The following is a 15,763-nucleotide window of genomic DNA, read 5'->3' as shown; positions in this document are numbered from 1 at the left end:
CGGCGATCTGGTGGGGCGGGCGGTCCGGTAACCTCGCTCGCGTGACGGACGCGAAAATGCCCCTACGGGCCAAGGTGGCCAGCTCCGTGTCACGGACCGCCGCGGCGCTCTCCCGGGCCGCCGGCCGTGGCGACGGTTCGGTGATCGGCGGGTGGATCGGCCTGAAGATCGACCCGGACCTGCTGGCCCACCTGTCGGCCGGGCGCGCGATCGCGCTCGTCTCCGGCACCAACGGCAAGACCACCACCACCCGGTTGACCTCCGCCGCGGTCGGCGTGCTCGGGCGGGTCGCCACCAACTCGTTCGGCGCCAATATGCCCAGCGGCCACACCTCGGCGCTGGCCAAGGCCGGCAGCACCCCGTACGCGGTGCTGGAGGTCGACGAGCACTACCTCGCCCAGGTGCTGGAGGCGACCGAGCCGCACGTGGTCGCGCTGCTGAACCTCTCCCGCGACCAGCTCGACCGCGCCAAGGAGGTCGCCATGATGGCGCAGCTCTGGCGCGCGGCGCTGGTCCGGCACACCGACGTACGGGTGGTCGCCAACGCCGACGACCCGCTGGTGGTGTGGGCCGCCACCCCGCCGGGCGACCCGGCTCGGGGCATCAACCCGCCGCACGTGACGTGGTTCAGCGCCGGCCAGCGCTGGCACGACGACTCCTGGGTCTGCCCGGAGTGCGGCTCCACCATCCAGCGCTCCGGCGAGCAGTGGTGGTGCACCGGTTGCCCCTTGCGCCGTCCGGAGCCGCACTGGGTCGTCGAGGACGAAGGCGTGCTCGACCCCACCGGCGCCTGGCACAAGGTCTCCCTCCAGTTGCCCGGCAAGGTCAACCTCGGCAACGCGGCGACCGCGCTGGCGGTGGCCGCCGAGTTCGGCGTCCGCCCGGTCGACGCGGTGTCCCGCCTCGGCATCGTCACCTCGGTGGCCGGCCGCTACGCGCAGGTCGACAAGGACGGGCGCAACATCCGGCTACTGCTGGCCAAGAACCCGGCCAGTTGGCTGGAGGCGTTCGACATGGCCGACGACGCGCCGACACTGCTCTCCATCAACGCGCGCGACCCCGACGGTCTGGACACCTCCTGGCTGTACGACGTCGACTTCGCCCCGCTCCGTGGCCGACAGGTGTTGATCACCGGCGACCGGGCATACGACCTGGCGGTTCGGCTGGACGTCAACGACGTGCCGTTCCAGCACGTCCGCACGTTCGACGACGCGCTCCGGTCGGTCCCGCCCGGGCGGCTGGAGGTCATCGCGAACTACACCGCGTTCCAGGACATCCGAGCGGAGTTGGACCGTGTCATCTGAGAGTCTGCGTATCGTCTGGATCTACCCCGACCTGCTCTCCACCTACGGAGACCGGGGCAACGCCCTGATCCTCGCCCGGCGGGCCCGTCAGCGCGGGATGCCGGTCGAGGTGCTGGAGGTCCGCTCCGACGAGCGGCTGCCCGCGACCGCCGACATCTACCTGGTCGGCGGCGGCGAGGACGGCCCGCAGGCGCTCGGCGCCCAGCGCCTGCTCGCCGACGGCGGCCTGCACCGCGCGGTCGCCCAGGGTTCGGTCGTGTTCGGCGTCTGCGCCGGCTACCAACTGCTCGGCACCTCGTTCTTCGCCAAGGGTGTGCAGTGTCGCGGGCTGGAGCTGCTCGACCTGCACTCCGACCGGGGCGAGAGCCGGGCCGTGGGCGAGCTGGCCGGTGAGATCGACCCCCGGCTGGGCCTGCCCCCGCTGACCGGTTTCGAGAACCACGGCGGTCGCACCCACCTCGGCCCGGAGGTCTCCCCGTTGGCCCGGGTCACCGCCGGGGTGGGCAACGACGGCGCCACCGAGGGCGCGTGGCGCGGCAAGCTGCTCGGCACCTACTCGCACGGGCCGGCGCTGGCTCGCAACCCGGCCCTGGCCGACCTGCTGCTGCGCTGGGCCACCGGGGCACACCAGCTCCCGCCGTTGGACGACACCTGGTCGGACCGGCTCCGCAACGAGCGCCGCTCCGCCGTGGTCGCCGCCCGGGCATGATCCATGCCGTCCGGCGGCTGCTCCGGCAGCCGTCGGCCGCCCGGTTCGCCCTGCTCGTGCTGCTGATCGGCGGTTGCGGGTTACTGCTGCTCCTGGTGCCCCGACCGGATCCGGCGCAGCTGCCGCTGGTCGCCGACCGGCTGGGCGACCTCGCCCCGGTGGCGGCGATCCTCGGGGGCGCGCTGCTGCTGGTCGCGCTGGTGCCCCGGACCTTCATCACGCTCGCCGCGGGCGCGATCTTCGGTCCCCTGGAGGGCGCCGCGTACGCCCTGGGCGCCGCGCTGGTGGCCGCGGCGATCGGGTTCACGGTCGGCCGGTTGCTCGGTCGGGAGTTCGTGGCCGAACGGGTCCGCGGTCGGCTGGCCCGCCTCGACGGCTGGTTCGCCCGGCAGAGCGTGCTCGGTGTGGTCACCGTCCGGCTGCTGCCGATCGCCGGCTTCGGGCTGGTCAGCTACGGCTACGGCACGACCGGCGCCCGGGTGCTGCCGTTCCTGGCCGGCAGCGTGATCGCGTCCGCCCCGACCGCCTTCGGGTACGCGGCGATCGGCGCGGCGGTCAGCTCCCCCGGCCACGTCAACTGGTACGCCGCCGCCCCGGCCAGCCTCGGCCTGATCGCCAGCCTGGTGCTCATCCACCAGTGGTGGCGCGCCGAACGTCGCCGTCGCACCATGCCTGTATGACCATCTCCGAGCCGACCGGCTCCACCGAGGAGCCCCTCACCGGCGGCTTCGTCGCCGACGTGGTCCGGGTCGGCGACACGGTACGACGTACCCCGCCGGCCAACCTCGACTTCGTCGGCGCGCTGCTGCGCCATCTGGCCGGGGTGGGCGCGGACCTCGCGCCCCACCACCTGGGCGTCGACAGTCACGGTCGGCAGATGCTCGGCTACGTCGCGGGCCGGGTGCCGTGGCGGGACCGGGAGGACCCCGAATTCTTCGCCGACCCGGCGCTGGTGCGGCTTGGCCAGCTGATCCGGCGGCTGCACGACGCGTGTGCGGACACCGACCTGTCCGGCGACGCGGAGACCGTCTGCCACCGCGACCTGTCCCCGAAGAACACTGTGTACCGGGACTTCCCCGCCGGGCCGCTCCCGGTTGCCTTCCTCGACTGGGACCTGGCCGCGCCGGGCCGGCGGATCGAGGACGTGGCGTTCGCCGGCTGGCACTGGGCGGCGTTGGGTGAGGATGCCGATCCCGCCGAACTGGGCCGACGGTGTCGCGTTCTCTGCGACGCCTACGAGGCGGCGTCGCCGGCACTGGACCGGAGTGAGCTGGTGGACGTGATGCTCGATCAGATCGGGAGCACCTGGCGGGGCATCGACGCCGGCGCCGAGCGCGGCGAGCCGGCCATGCTCCGGCTGCGCGCCTCAGGCGTGCCCGACGGAATACGCCGATGGCACAACTGGCTGTACACCCACCGCGGTGTCGTAGCGGCGACCGCCTGTCCTGCGCCGGGGGCGACAGGTCACTGACCGCTATGACTCAGAGACATATTTATGCCTCTGAGTCATAGCGGTCGCTGCGGCGTCCGCCAGCTCCGACGTCACCACCCTCAACGGTCAGGCGACCACGGAGACCATTCGGCCCTTGACCACGATGACCTTGCGGGGTTCCTTGCCGTTCAGGGTCGCGGCCACCGCGTCCAGGGCCGCCGCGCGGACGGCCTCCTCGGCGGCGTCGGCGGGGACCTCGATGCGGCCACGGACCTTGCCGTTGACCTGCACCGGGTAGGTCACCGTGTCGGCCACCAGCAGGGCCGGGTCGGCGGTCGGGAAGTCCGCGTACGTCAGCGAGGTGTCGTGGCCCAGCTTGCGCCACAGCTCCTCGGCCATGTGCGGGGCGAACGGCGCCACCATCAGCACCAGCGGCTCGGCCACCTCGCGGGGCGTGGCCGACAGCCGGGTCAGCCCGTTGGTCAGCTCGATCAGCTTGGCGATCGCGGTGTTGAACCGGATGCCGTCCATGTCGCCACGGACCCCGTCGATCACCTTGTGCAGCAGCCGGCGGGTCGCCTCGTCGGCCGGGTCCTCGGTGACGCGCAGCGCGCCGGTCTGCTCGTCGACGACGGCCCGCCACACCCGCTGCAGGAACCGGTACGAGCCGACCACCGCCCGGGTCTCCCAGGGACGGGAGACCTCCAGCGGGCCCATCGACATCTCGTACACCCGGAAGGTGTCCGCGCCGTAGGCGGCGCACATGTCGTCGGGGGTCACCACGTTCTTCAGCGACTTGCCCATCTTGCCGTACTCGCGGTTGACCGCCAGGTCGCCCAGGTAGTAGGCGCCGTCGCGCTCGAAGACCTCCTCGGCCTGCACGTAGCTGCCGCGCGAGTCGGTGTACGCGTACGCCTGGATCATGCCCTGGTTGAACAGCTTGCGGAACGGCTCGAACGACGACACGTGCCCCAGGTCGAACAGCACCTTGTGCCAGAACCGCGCGTACAGCAGGTGCAGCACGGCGTGCTCGGCGCCACCGACGTACAGGTCGGTGCCCCCGCAGTCGCCCTCGCCGCGCGGGCCCATCCAGTACCGCTCGTTCTCCGCGTCGACGAACCGCTCGCTGTTGGTCGGGTCCAGGTAACGCAGCTCGTACCAGCAGGAGCCGGCCCACTGCGGCATCACGTTGGTTTCCCGGGTGTAGCGCTTCGGCCCGTCGCCCAGGTCCAGTTCGACCTCGACCCAGTCGCGCCGCCGCGACAGCGGGGTCTCCGGGTTGCTGTTGGCGTCGTCGGCGTCGAACGTCTTCGGGGAGAAGTCGTCCACCTCCGGCAGCTCGACCGGCAGCATCTCCTCCGGCAGGGCGATGGCCGCGCCGGTCTCGTCGTACACGATCGGGAACGGTTCGCCCCAGTAACGCTGCCGGGAGAACAGCCAGTCGCGCAGCCGGTAGGTCACCGCGCCGGTGCCGTGCCCGTTCGCCTCCAGCCAGGCGATGATGGCCGCCTTGGCGTCGGCCACCCCCAGGCCGTTCAGGTCCAGGCCGCGCTCGGGCGCGGCGCTGTTGATCGCCGGGCCGTCCCCGGTGTACGCCTTGCCGTCGAAGCCCTCCGCCGGCTGCACGGTACGGACGATGGGCAGCTCGAAGACCTCGGCGAACGCCCAGTCCCGCTCGTCCTGCGCCGGCACCGCCATGATCGCGCCGGTGCCGTAGCCGGCCAGCACGTAGTCGGCGATGAAGATCGGGATCTGCCCACCGGTGACCGGGTTGGTGGCGTACGCGCCGATGAAGACGCCGGTCTTCTCCTTGCTGTCGGACTGCCGCTCGACGTCGGTCTTGGCCGCCGCCGCCTTGCGGTACGCCTCGACGGCCTCCCGGGGGCTGGCGTGCCCGCCGGTCCAGGCGTCCCTCGTCCCGTCCGGCCAGCTGGCCGGCGCCAGCGTCTCGACCAGCTCGTGCTCGGGCGCCAGCACCATGTAGGTGGCGCCGAAGACGGTGTCCGGGCGGGTCGTGAACACCCGCACCGGCGCCGCGGTGGTCGGGAAGTCGATGTGGGCGCCGGTGGAGCGGCCGATCCAGTTGCGCTGCATCAGCTTGATCGGCTCTGGCCAGTCCAGGCTGTCCAGGTCGTCCAGCAGCCGGTCACCGTACGCGGTGATCCGCATCATCCACTGCTTCAGGTTGCGCTTGAAGACCGGGAAGTTACCCCGCTCGGAACGGCCGTCGGCGGTGACCTCCTCGTTGGCCAGCACGGTGCCCAGCCCCGGGCACCAGTTCACCGGCGCCTGCGAGACGTACGCCAGGCGGTGGTCGTCGACGACCTGGCGGCGCTCGGCGACGCTCAGCTCGGCCCATGCGCGGCCGTCCGGGGTGGGCCGGTTACCGCCCTCGAACTCGGCGATCAGCTCGGCGATCGGACGGGCCCGGCCGGCGTCGCGGTCGTACCAGGAGTTGAAGATCTGCAGGAAGATCCACTGGGTCCAGCGGTAGAAGTCGGTGTCGATGGTGGCCACCGAGCGGCGCTCGTCGTGCGCCAGCCCCAGCCGGCGCAGCTGCGCCTTGTACCGCTCGATGTTCGCCACGGTGGTGGTCCGGGGGTGGGTGCCGGTCTGCACCGCGTACTGCTCGGCGGGCAGGCCGAACGCGTCGAAGCCCATCGCGTGCAGCACGTTGCGGCCGGCCATCCGCTGGTAGCGGGCGTAGCAGTCGGTGCCGATGTAGCCCAGCGGGTGGCCGACGTGCAGGCCCGCTCCGGAGGGGTACGGGAACATGTCCAGCACGTACAGCTTCTCCGCGCCCGCGCGCGGGTGGGTCGGGTCGGCCAGCGGGCCGGTCGGGTTCGGTGCGTGGAAGGTGCCCTCGCGCGCCCAGGTGTCCTGCCAACGAATCTCGATCTCGTCGGCCAGGGCCGCGGTGTACCGGAACGGGGGAATGTCGCCCGCCGGTGCGGCTGCCTCACTCATCGTCTCTCCTCGCTTCGCTTCGCTTCGTCTCGGCACCACCGGGCCGGGCCGGCGGCGGGCACAAAAAAGCCCCTCGCGCAGGAGGGGCCGCCGTGCTGTCGCTGCGTTCAGCGCATCAGCACGGCCCGGTAAGAAGCAGGAAGACTCCGGCCATGCCCCGCAGTGTACCTCGCCCACGGTTCGCCCCGTCGGCCCCCGGGGCGGGTCGGACCCGTTCCCCCGAGCTGGCGAATATCGGTGCGTAACCGACGGACTACCTGCGGGGGTCGGCGATAACGACAAACATGGTTAGCCTGAGAGACTAGTGAGATTCCTGCGGCAAACGAGGCTCGACGTCGCGAACCCAACGGCGGGTCCAGGTGCTCTCTAGAGAGCTGCCGTGACGGCGACGAGGAGGAGGCCCGTGACACAACAGACCTGGGACGAGGTGGGCGGCCTGTTGCCGCACGACGAGTTCCGCGCCGCCAGCGAGGCCATCGTGGCCAACATCGAGCAGGTCATCGAGGGTAAGACCGCCACCGTGCGGCTCGCCCTGGCCGTCCTGCTCGCCGAGGGTCACCTCCTGATCGAAGACGTCCCGGGTGTCGGCAAGACCAAGCTGGCCAAGGCCCTCGCGCGGTCCATCGACTGCACCGTGCGGCGGATCCAGTTCACCCCCGACCTGCTGCCCAGCGACGTCACCGGGGTCAGCGTCTACAACCAGGAGACGCACGACTTCGAGTTCCGTCCGGGCGCCGTGTTCGCCAACCTGGTGGTCGGCGACGAGATCAACCGCGCCTCGCCGAAGACCCAGTCGGCGTTGCTGGAGTGCATGGAGGAACGGCAGGTCACCGTCGACGGGGTGACGTACCAGCTCCAGACACCGTTCATGGTGATCGCCACCCAGAACCCGATCGAGATGGAGGGGACCTACCCGCTGCCGGAGGCGCAGCGCGACCGGTTCACCGCCCGCATCGCGATGGGTTACCCGGACTCCAACGCCGAGCTGGCCATGCTCGACGGGCACGGCGCCACCGACCCGCTGCACGAGCTGCGTGCGGTCTCCGACGCGGCCATCGTCCGGCAGCTGATCGCCACCGTCCGGCAGGTGCACGTCGCGGACGCGGTCAAGCAGTACGCGATCGACCTGGTCACCGCCACCCGCGAGGCCCCCGACCTGCGGCTCGGCGCGTCCCCCCGGGCGACCCTGCAACTGCTGCGCACCGCCCGGGCGGTCGCCGCCCTGGAGGGCCGCGACTACGTTCTCCCCGACGACCTGCAGGCCCTGGCGGTGCCGGTGCTCGCCCACCGGATCATCCCGACCGCCGACGCGCAGCTCGCCCGTCGCACCACCGACGCGATCGTCTCCGAGCTGGTGCACCGCCTGCCGCTGCCACACGACCGGCAGCGCAACCCGTACGACACCCGGCCCGCCAGCGGCAACGGTCGCGCACCCTACGAGCCGCGGAGGCCATGACGTGCGTGCCGGGCTACGCGGGCTGACCACCCGCGGGCGCTCCTTCCTCGCCGCTGCGGTCGCGGCGGCGATCTCGGCCGGCATCCTCGGCGAGAAGGACCTGCTCCGGGTGGCCGTGCTGTTGGCCATCCTGCCGTTGCTGGCCGCCGCCTACGTCGGGCGGAGCCGTTACAAGCTGGCCTGCAACCGTTCCCTGGACCCGCACCGGGTTCCGGTCGGCGCCAACTCCCGGGTGGTGCTGCGCCTCCAGAACCTCTCCCGGCTGCCGACCGGCACCCTGCTCCTGGAGGATCGGCTGCCCTACGCGCTGGGCAGCCGGCCCCGGGTGGTGTTGGAGCGGCTCGGCGCGCACCAGGCCAGCTCCGTGGCGTACACCGTGCGGGCCGACGTGCGGGGCCGCTACGACGTGGGCCCGCTCGTCGTCCGGATGACCGACCCGTTCGGCCTCTGCGAGCTCACCCGTTCCTTCCCCAGCACCGACCACCTGACGGTCATCCCGCAGGTCACCCCGCTGCCGTCGGTCCGGCTCCCCGGGGAGTACGCGGGCAGCGGCGACAGCCGGGCCCGCTCGGTGGCGGTGCACGGCGAGGACGACGCGGCGACCCGGGAGTACCGGCGCGGCGACGACCTGCGCCGGGTGCACTGGAAGTCCACCGCCCGCACCGGCGAGCTGATGGTGCGCCGCGAGGAGCAACCGTGGGAGAGTCGGGCCACCGTCGTCCTGGACACCCGGGCGTACGGCCACCGCGGCGAGGGGCCGACGGCCAGCTTCGAGTGGTCGGTCTCGGCCGCCGCGAGCATCGCCGTCCACCTGCGCCAGGCCGGTTACAAGTTGCGCCTGGTCACCGGCTCGGGGGCAGATGTGGACGCCTCGGAGGCCGGCGGGGACGGCGCGCTGCTCGACCACCTCGCGGAGGTACGACTGGATCAGCGCGCCGAGGTCACCGGCCTCGTGCAGCGGGTCCGCCAACGCGCCGACGGCGGTCTGATCATCGGCCTGTTCGGCACGGTGAGCGTGGCCGAGGCGGAGCTGCTGGCCGGGTTGCGCGGCAACGGCGCCACCTGCGTCGGCTTCCTACTGAACAGCTCCACCTGGCTCAGCCTGCCGGAGAAGGCCCGGGCCGAGGCGGAGCACGCCCACGCCGCCGCCGTCCTCGCCATGTTGCAGAGTGGCTGGCGGATCGTCGGCGTCGACCACGGCGGCCGACTGCCGGCGCTGTGGCCACAGGCCGGGCGGGGCGCCCAGGGGTTCGCCCTGCGGGCCGCGCTGGCCGAGACGGTCGCCGGCGGCGTGCGATGAACGGAAGGCTCCCCTCATGATCAGCAGTCGGAACATCGGCGTGGTGGCGGCCGCTGCCACGCTGCTGGCCGCCGCGCCGCTGTCGGCCATCTTCCAGGGCTGGACGTGGTTGATCGAGTCCATCATCGCGGTCGCCGTGGTGGCCGGGGCGGCCGCGCTGACCCGACTCGCCCGGGCACCACTGTGGGGTCAGGTGCTGGGCATGCTGGCCGGCTTGGTGCTCGCCCTGACCTGGTTGTTCCCCAGCGGTGAGGAGCTGTTCGCGATCCTGCCCACCCCGGGCACGCTCGCGTACTTCGGCGACCTGCTCGCCGGCTCCATGCAGGACATGCGCTCGTACGGGGTCGAGGTCCCGGACACGGACCCACTGCTGTTCATCGCCGTGCTCGGCGTCGGCGGGGTCGCCGTGCTGGTGGACGTCCTGGCCGTGGGGCTGCGCCGACCCGCGCTCGCGGGGCTGCCGATGCTCGCCATCTACTCGGTGCCGGTCGCCGTCTACGTGGACAGCGTCCCCGCGGTGCCGTTCGTGGTGGGCGCCGCCGGTTACCTCTGGCTGCTGGTCACCGACAACGTCGACCGGGTACGCCGCTTCGGACGCCGGTTCACCGGCGACGGCCGCGACGTCGACGTGTGGGAGGCCTCCCCGCTGGCGTCCGCCGGCCGCCGGCTCGCGGCGGTCGGGGTGGCCCTGGCGGTGGTGCTGCCGCTGGCGGTGCCCGGCATGACCGGCGGGCTGCTCGACTCGCTCAGCCGGGGGCCGGGCAACGGCCCCGGCAACGGGGCCGGCTCGGGCGGCACGTCGGGTCGGATCGACCTGTTCGCCTCGCTCGCCGGCCAGCTCAACCAGTCCCAGGTGGCCGACCTGGTCAAGGTGACCACGTCCGAGCCGAACCCGTTCTACCTGCGCTACGCGGTCGCCGACGAGCTGCGCCCCGCTGGTTTCCAGGCGCGCAACCCCAGCGGCCGGTCGGTCAACAGGGACCTGCCGAACCCGGCCGACCGGGCCGGTCGAGGCGTGCAGCAGACCACCTACCGCGCGAGCGTCGAGGTCACCAAGAGCCTGAGCATGTCGCTGATGCCGGTGTACGCCGAGCCGACCCGCACCGACGACCTCAGCGACAACTGGCTCTACGACGCCAACCAGCAGGTCGTCTTCTCCAACCGGGAGAACTCTCGGGGTCGGAAGTACTCCTTCGACTACGTCCGCTCGACCTTCACGCCCGCGGCGTTGCGGGCCGCGCAACCACTGCCCACCGACCACCCCGTACGCCGGCAGATGACCGCCACTCCGGGGGCGGTGCCCGAGGTGGAGGAGCTGGTCAAGGGGCTGATCCAGGGCAAGCGCACGGACTACGACCGGGTGCTGGCGATTTACCAGCACTTCTCGGCGGACAACGGGTTCAGCTACCGGTTGAGCACCGAGAGCGGCAGCAGCGGCCAGGACATCGTCAACTTCCTGACCAACAAGGTCGGCTACTGCCAGCAGTACGCGGCCGCGATGGCCTGGCTGGTCCGCTCGGCCGGCATCCCGGCCCGGGTGGCGTTCGGGTTCACCAACGGCAGCAAGCGCGACGGTGACACCTTCACGCTGACCAACCTCAACCTGCACGCCTGGACCGAGGTCTACTTCGACGGCGCCGGTTGGGTGCCGTTCGACGCCACCCCGGCGTACGGGGTGCCCGGCTCCACCCGGTCGGCCTGGGCACCGGACACTGACGCGCCGGAGCCGTCCAGCCCGGAGACCGGCGCCACCGACACCCCGACGGGCCCGGAGGCCTCGGCCGGGCCGGCCGGCCCGGACAACGCCGACCGGGACACCGACGACGGGGTCGCTCTCGGCGGGACGACGCAGAACGAGCAGGCACCGGTCTGGCCCTGGTGGGCAGCGGGCCTGGTGGCCCTGCTGGTGCTGCTCGCGGTGCCGGCGCTGCGCCGGATGGCCCTGCGCCGTCGACGCGGTGGCCGCGCGGTGAGCGGGGCGATGGCCTCCGCCCAGGTCGACAGCGACAGCGAGCCGGGGACGCGACCGGTGGTGGTCGGCGTGGACGCCAATCGGGCCCGCGCGGACGCGCACGCCGCCTGGGCCGAGCTGCTCGACACACTGGTGGACTTCCGGGTCCCGGTCGATCCGACCGAGACGCCCAGGGCCACCGCGGACCGGCTGGTCCGGGACGCCCTCGACGACGACGAGGCGATCGGGTCGGCGCGGCTGCTCGGCCGGGCGGAGGAGCGGGCCCGCTACGCACGGGATCCGCTGACCGGTGAGCGGTTGCTGCCGGCGCTACGCGCGGTCCGTGGCGCGCTGGCCACGCGGGCGGACCGACGGACCCGCCTGCTCGCCGCCGTGCTGCCGCCCTCGGTGCTGCTGCGGTGGCGTACCGCCCTGGCGGACAGGTCCGGCCGGATGGTGGCGCTCAACGGGCGGGCCCGGTACCGACTGCTGCGCTGGAACCCTCGACGGCTGCTGGCCGACCGGGCAGCTCGCTGACCGGGCAGCTCGCTGACCGACCGGGTCGCTGACCGGGCGGCAACTCGGTGACCGACCAGTTCCAGGTCGGGGCGGCGGCCACCACCGCCGCCCCACCCGCCTAAGCTGCCGCGACCCAAGATCGTGCTCGATCCGGGAAAGAGGTCCTTCCCTGGCGCACGAGGCCACTACATCCAGGATTGAGCACGATCACGCGGAGCGTGGCCCTGCGGAGCGTGGCCCTGCGGGGAACAGGGGCGCGCGGATACGACTGAGGTCGCCGAGGCCTGTGCCCGGCGACCGCTCGTCGCGGCGTACGGCCCGCCTCAGCGGCGGGACCGGCTCAGCGGTGCCCCTCCGGGCGCTGCCGCCACCTGTCCTCCATGCGGTCCAGGATTGACGACCGGCGACCGGATCGGCCACCGCGGGGACGACGACGACTCGTCGTGCCGCCCACCACGTGCAGGTCGGGTGACTGCGCCCGTCGGTGCGACTGCACCGCGAACGCGGCCGACGCCAGCATGACGACGAAGCCCGCCACCGCCAGTGGTGGAGTCTTGATCACCGCGCCATAGACCAGTAGAGCCAAGCCAGCGATGATGACGCCGGCGGCGACGAGCAGGCGACGCCGCGCATGGAAGCGCGGATCGCTGGCGCGCACGGCCGAGGCGAATTTGGGGTCCTCGGCAAGCGACCGCTCGATCTGCTCGAACAGCCGCTGCTCGTGCTCCGAGAGCGGCACGGCACTCCTCCCCGGTCACGTTGGTCGGGCCCACTCGGGCCGACAGACCGTGGCAGCCGACCGGCTGCTTACCCTCAAGTCTACGAGGGGGCTCGCGCGTCGGAAAGCGGGACGACCTATGGGCGGGGTGGATTTTCGTTTCGACGGGGATCACGGTCGCCCATCAGACTAGCCGGACCTATGACGGACCGCCCGAAACGGGCAGCGGCGGCGTCCGCGACAGCTTCCGCTTCGCGCCAACCGCGCTCGGGCGCGCCGAGGGTGAGTTGCCGGGGGGCGCCCTGCGCCGGGGCGAGCCCTTCCACCCGGACACCAACGAGTCGGATCCGCTCGCCCGGGTCCAAGGCGGTGTAGAGCGCCCAGACCGTGTCGAACATCTCCCGGGCGGTGTCGGTGGGAACGTCCAGGGTGCGAGATCGGCTGACGGTGCGGAAGTCGGCCAGCCGGACCTTGAGTGAGACGGTGCGCCCGACCTGCCCGGAGCCGCGCAACCGGACGCCGACCTTCGCGCTGAACGCGAGCAACGCACGGCGGATCTCCAGTGGGTCGGCCACGTCGACGTCGAAGGTCACCTCGGCGCCGATCGACTTGTCGACGTGCTCGGGGCTGACCCCGCGCGGGTCGCGTCCCCAGGCCAACTCGTGCAGGTGGGACGCCGAGGCGGCACCGACGGCTCGGCGGAGCATGCCCACCGGCGCCTCGGCCAGGTCGCCGACGGTGGTCAGGCCGAGCCGCCGCAGCGCCTCGGCGGCGCGCTCCCCCACCCCCCACAGGGCGTCCACCGGCAGCGGGTGCAGGAAGTCGAGCACCTGCCCCGGGGGCACGACCAGCAGGCCGTCGGGCTTGGCCCGGGTGGAGCCCAGCTTGGCCACGAACTTGGTCGGCGCCACCCCGACCGAACAGGTCAGCGCCTGCTCGTCGGCGACCCGGCGACGGATCAGCCGGGCGATGGTGGCCGGGGAGCCGAAGAGCCGGCGGGCGCCGGTCACGTCGAGGAACGCCTCGTCGAGGGAGAGCGGCTCGACCAACGGCGTGACGTCCCGGAAGATCTGCATCACGGCCCGGGAGGCGGCCGTGTAGGCGGAGAAATCCGGTGGCAGGTAGACCGCGTGGGGGCAGCGGGCCCGGACCTGGCTGGTCGGCATGGCGCTGCGTACGCCGTACCGACGGGCCTCGTAGCTGGCCGAGCTGACCACCCCGCGCGGGCCGACGCCGCCGACGATCACCGGCCGGCCGCGCAGCTCGGGGCGGCGGCGCACCTCGACGGCGGCGAAGAAGGCGTCCATGTCGACGTGCAGGATCGGGCTGGCGGAGTCGTCGGCGTCCGGCCCGAAGCGCGGATCGTCGCCCCGGGGCAACGACTGACTGCGGCCCATCCCGGCAGGTTAACCCGGCGGTACGACACCACCATCGCCCGGCGGGCCGAACCGTCCCCGGGTCAGCCCCGGACGACCAGCAGCGGCACGGTCAGCTCGGCTGCGGTGTCCGACCCGTGGTAGGCCACCAGCTTCGAGGCCATCGGCCGCTCGGTGCGACTGGCCATGACCGCGTACGTGTCGTTGCAGGTCACCACCACGTCGCCGATCCGGCCCAGGTGCTCCTCGGGCACCGGCCCGAACCAGCCGGTGGCCACCACCTCGGCGCGGGTGCGTACCCGGGCCGTGGCGCCCAGCACCTCCGACCAGGCGGCCCGCACGTCGTCGACAGCGCCCGGCTCGACGTGCAGGTAGCGCACCCGGGCCTCGCCGGCCACCAGTCGCACGCCGGCCCGCAGTCGCGGATCGGTGTCCAGGTCGAAGCGGTGCGCGGTGGGGATGTCGAGCTGCCCGTGATCGGCGGTCACCAGCAGCGCCGCGTCCGACGGCAGCCCGTCGACCAGCCGGGCGACCAGGGCGTCCACCTCGGTGGCGGCGGCCCGCCAGGGCGCCGAGTCGATGCCGCTGACGTGGCCGTGCCGGTCCAGGTCGGCGTGGTAGCCGGAGACCAGCGTGGGCCCGGCGCCGGCGGCCAGCGCGGCCAGCATGGCGGTGGCCACCGCGTCCCCGCCGGCGGCGCCCCGGAAGTCGCCACCCCGGTTGGCGGCCAGGGTCAGCCCGCTGCCGCCGAACTCCGGCCGACTCACCACTGTCGTCGTCACGCCGGCGGCGCGGGCCCGCTCCAACTGGGTGGGCACCGGCTGCCAGCGCAGCGGCGACGGATCGGCGGCCCAGTCGGTGTGGGTGAGCACCCGATCGGTGCCGGGCACCCGCACGGTGAAGCCGAGCACACCGTGCGCTCCCGGCGCGACGCCGGTGCCCAGCGACACCAGGCTGGTCGGGGTGGTCGACGGGAAACCGGCGATGAGCGGCCGTGCCGTCGTCGCGGCGAGCCCGGCGAGCGTGGGCGCGTACGGGGCCGCGGTCGGCAGTTGGTACCAGCCGAGCCCGTCGACCAGCAGCACGGCGATCCGGCGTACCCCGGCCAGCGCGGGCCCGAGCCCGAGCGGGTCGGTCGAGCCGGGCACGCCGAGCACGGCCAGCGCGCTGGGCAGCACGTCGGCGAGACGGCCGCCGCGGTGATCCGGCCCGAGGATCTCCAGCGGCGCCGGCCCGCCACCGACCTCGGCGATCATGCGGGGCGGCGGGCGAACAGGTGCAGTTGGGCGGCCAGGTCCCGGTACGGCGGTTGGGCGGCCAGCGCCCGTTCCAGCTCGACCACGGCGGCGGACTGCCCGTCGGCGACCGCGGCCGGCAGCAGGTCGGCCAGCACGCGTACCCCGTGTATCTCCTCGACCACGAGCCCGGCGGCGTCGAGCAGCGCGGCGGCGCCGGGGGCGTCGTAGCGCCGGCGCAGCGTGTCGCGCGGCCCCGCGGTGCCGGCCGGATCGGCGGCCAGGGTGGTCGCGACGTCCAGGTGCCCGTTCATCGCACGGCCCAGCACGGCGGCGGCCCGGCCGGCCACCAGCACACTGGCCGCACCGCCCGGACGCAACGCGGTGGCCAGCGCGGCCACCACCGGCGTCGGGTCGTCGACCACCTCCAGGACGGCGTGGCAGAGCACCAGGTCGACGCCGGCCGGCTCGACCAGCCCGGCGAGGGCGTCACCGTCGCCCTGCACGGCGGCGATGCGGTCGGCCACCCCGGCCTCGGCCGCGCGGCGGGTGAGCGCGGCGAGCGCGTCGGGGCTGGCGTCGACGACGGTGACCCGATGCCCGGCGCGGGCCAGCGGAACGGCGAAACCGCCGGTGCCGCCGCCCACGTCCAGCACGGTGAGCTCGGCGTCGCCCCGCCGGTCCAGTTCGGCGCGGAGCACCGACCAGATCACGGCGGTGCGGGGTGTCAGCGGCGGCTCGGCGAACCGGCCTCGGGTCTGCTCCACCCGGCCGAGCCTAGTCACCCGGCCCGGTG

At 73.2% G+C, this 15,763-nt stretch carries 12 protein-coding genes; 7 read left to right on the top strand and 5 right to left on the bottom strand.

Annotated features, from left to right (window positions below):
- Nucleotides 1–56 precede the first annotated feature (56 nt).
- The 4 genes from ACIBD9_RS20745 to ACIBD9_RS20730 are packed head-to-tail and all read left to right on the top strand — an operon-like array spanning nucleotide 57 to nucleotide 3,484.
- Entirely contained in the window at nucleotides 57–1,304 is a 1,248-nt protein-coding gene (locus tag ACIBD9_RS20745) for a MurT ligase domain-containing protein (protein ID WP_091407686.1), read from the top strand.
- Nucleotides 1,294–2,013: a type 1 glutamine amidotransferase gene (locus ACIBD9_RS20740; protein ID WP_387176195.1), complete on the top strand. Its 720-nt coding sequence runs from the start codon at nucleotides 1,294–1,296 to the stop codon at nucleotides 2,011–2,013. Before ACIBD9_RS20745 ends, ACIBD9_RS20740 begins: the two co-directional genes overlap by 11 nt.
- Complete coding sequence (locus ACIBD9_RS20735) at nucleotides 2,010–2,693, top strand: TVP38/TMEM64 family protein (protein ID WP_396719877.1); 684 nt, start codon at nucleotides 2,010–2,012, stop codon at nucleotides 2,691–2,693. The genes ACIBD9_RS20740 and ACIBD9_RS20735 overlap by 4 nt, the downstream gene beginning before the upstream one ends.
- A complete protein-coding gene (locus tag ACIBD9_RS20730) occupies nucleotides 2,690–3,484 on the top strand; it encodes a phosphotransferase (protein ID WP_396719875.1) in 795 nt (264 codons plus the stop codon). The genes ACIBD9_RS20735 and ACIBD9_RS20730 overlap by 4 nt, the downstream gene beginning before the upstream one ends.
- 87 nt (nucleotides 3,485–3,571) lie before the next feature.
- Here ACIBD9_RS20730 and leuS read toward each other — a convergent pair whose 3' ends face one another.
- On the bottom strand, nucleotides 3,572–6,412 hold the full coding sequence (gene leuS, locus ACIBD9_RS20725) for a leucine--tRNA ligase (RefSeq protein ID WP_396719873.1): 2,841 nt from the start codon (nucleotides 6,410–6,412) through the stop codon (nucleotides 3,572–3,574).
- Between the two features lie 403 nt (nucleotides 6,413–6,815).
- Between leuS and ACIBD9_RS20720 the strand changes: the two genes are divergently transcribed.
- The 3 genes from ACIBD9_RS20720 to ACIBD9_RS20710 are packed head-to-tail and all read left to right on the top strand — an operon-like array spanning nucleotide 6,816 to nucleotide 11,656.
- Nucleotides 6,816–7,868 (top strand): MoxR family ATPase, encoded by a 1,053-nt coding sequence (locus ACIBD9_RS20720; protein WP_238660593.1) that lies wholly within the window; start codon nucleotides 6,816–6,818, stop codon nucleotides 7,866–7,868.
- Between the two features lies 1 nt (nucleotide 7,869).
- A complete protein-coding gene (locus tag ACIBD9_RS20715) occupies nucleotides 7,870–9,168 on the top strand; it encodes a DUF58 domain-containing protein (protein ID WP_238660592.1) in 1,299 nt (432 codons plus the stop codon).
- Between the two features lie 16 nt (nucleotides 9,169–9,184).
- Nucleotides 9,185–11,656 (top strand): DUF3488 and DUF4129 domain-containing transglutaminase family protein, encoded by a 2,472-nt coding sequence (locus ACIBD9_RS20710; protein WP_396719870.1) that lies wholly within the window; start codon nucleotides 9,185–9,187, stop codon nucleotides 11,654–11,656.
- Nucleotides 11,657–11,978: 322 nt separating this feature from the next.
- Here ACIBD9_RS20710 and ACIBD9_RS20705 read toward each other — a convergent pair whose 3' ends face one another.
- The 4 genes from ACIBD9_RS20705 to ACIBD9_RS20690 all read right to left on the bottom strand — a co-directional run bounded on the left by ACIBD9_RS20705 (nucleotide 11,979) and on the right by ACIBD9_RS20690 (nucleotide 15,752).
- Nucleotides 11,979–12,377, bottom strand: coding sequence for a DUF3040 domain-containing protein (locus tag ACIBD9_RS20705; RefSeq protein WP_030334542.1), 399 nt, complete (start codon nucleotides 12,375–12,377; stop codon nucleotides 11,979–11,981).
- Nucleotides 12,378–12,493: 116 nt separating this feature from the next.
- The gene (locus ACIBD9_RS20700; protein ID WP_396719868.1) at nucleotides 12,494–13,753 is read right to left on the bottom strand and encodes a DNA polymerase IV; all 1,260 of its coding nucleotides are present in this window, start codon (nucleotides 13,751–13,753) and stop codon (nucleotides 12,494–12,496) included.
- A gap of 62 nt (nucleotides 13,754–13,815) precedes the next feature.
- On the bottom strand, nucleotides 13,816–14,988 hold the full coding sequence (locus ACIBD9_RS20695) for an alkaline phosphatase family protein (protein ID WP_396719866.1): 1,173 nt from the start codon (nucleotides 14,986–14,988) through the stop codon (nucleotides 13,816–13,818).
- Nucleotides 14,985–15,752, bottom strand: a complete 768-nt coding sequence (locus tag ACIBD9_RS20690; protein ID WP_396719864.1) for a methyltransferase domain-containing protein — start codon at nucleotides 15,750–15,752, stop codon at nucleotides 14,985–14,987. The genes ACIBD9_RS20695 and ACIBD9_RS20690 overlap by 4 nt, the downstream gene beginning before the upstream one ends.
- Between the last annotated feature and the right edge of the window lie 11 nt (nucleotides 15,753–15,763).

Source organism: Micromonospora sp. NPDC050784 (genome assembly GCF_044456765.1).
GTDB lineage: Bacteria > Actinomycetota > Actinomycetes > Mycobacteriales > Micromonosporaceae > Micromonospora > Micromonospora foliorum.
This window is presented reverse-complemented; position numbering and strand designations above follow the sequence as displayed.

What these genes read in the sequence shown, in the direction of transcription:
- ACIBD9_RS20735 (WP_396719877.1), top strand. Translation starts at nt 2,010, where the DNA reads ATGATCCATGCCGTCCGGCGGCTGCTCCGGCAGCCGTCGGCCGCCCGG.
- ACIBD9_RS20710 (WP_396719870.1), top strand. Translation starts at nt 9,185, where the DNA reads ATGATCAGCAGTCGGAACATCGGCGTGGTGGCGGCCGCTGCCACGCTG.
- ACIBD9_RS20745 (WP_091407686.1), top strand. Translation starts at nt 57, where the DNA reads ATGCCCCTACGGGCCAAGGTGGCCAGCTCCGTGTCACGGACCGCCGCG.
- ACIBD9_RS20700 (WP_396719868.1), bottom strand. Translation starts at nt 13,753, where the DNA reads ATGGGCCGCAGTCAGTCGTTGCCCCGGGGCGACGATCCGCGCTTCGGG.
- ACIBD9_RS20730 (WP_396719875.1), top strand. Translation starts at nt 2,690, where the DNA reads ATGACCATCTCCGAGCCGACCGGCTCCACCGAGGAGCCCCTCACCGGC.
- ACIBD9_RS20695 (WP_396719866.1), bottom strand. Translation starts at nt 14,988, where the DNA reads ATGATCGCCGAGGTCGGTGGCGGGCCGGCGCCGCTGGAGATCCTCGGG.
- leuS (WP_396719873.1), bottom strand. Translation starts at nt 6,412, where the DNA reads ATGAGTGAGGCAGCCGCACCGGCGGGCGACATTCCCCCGTTCCGGTAC.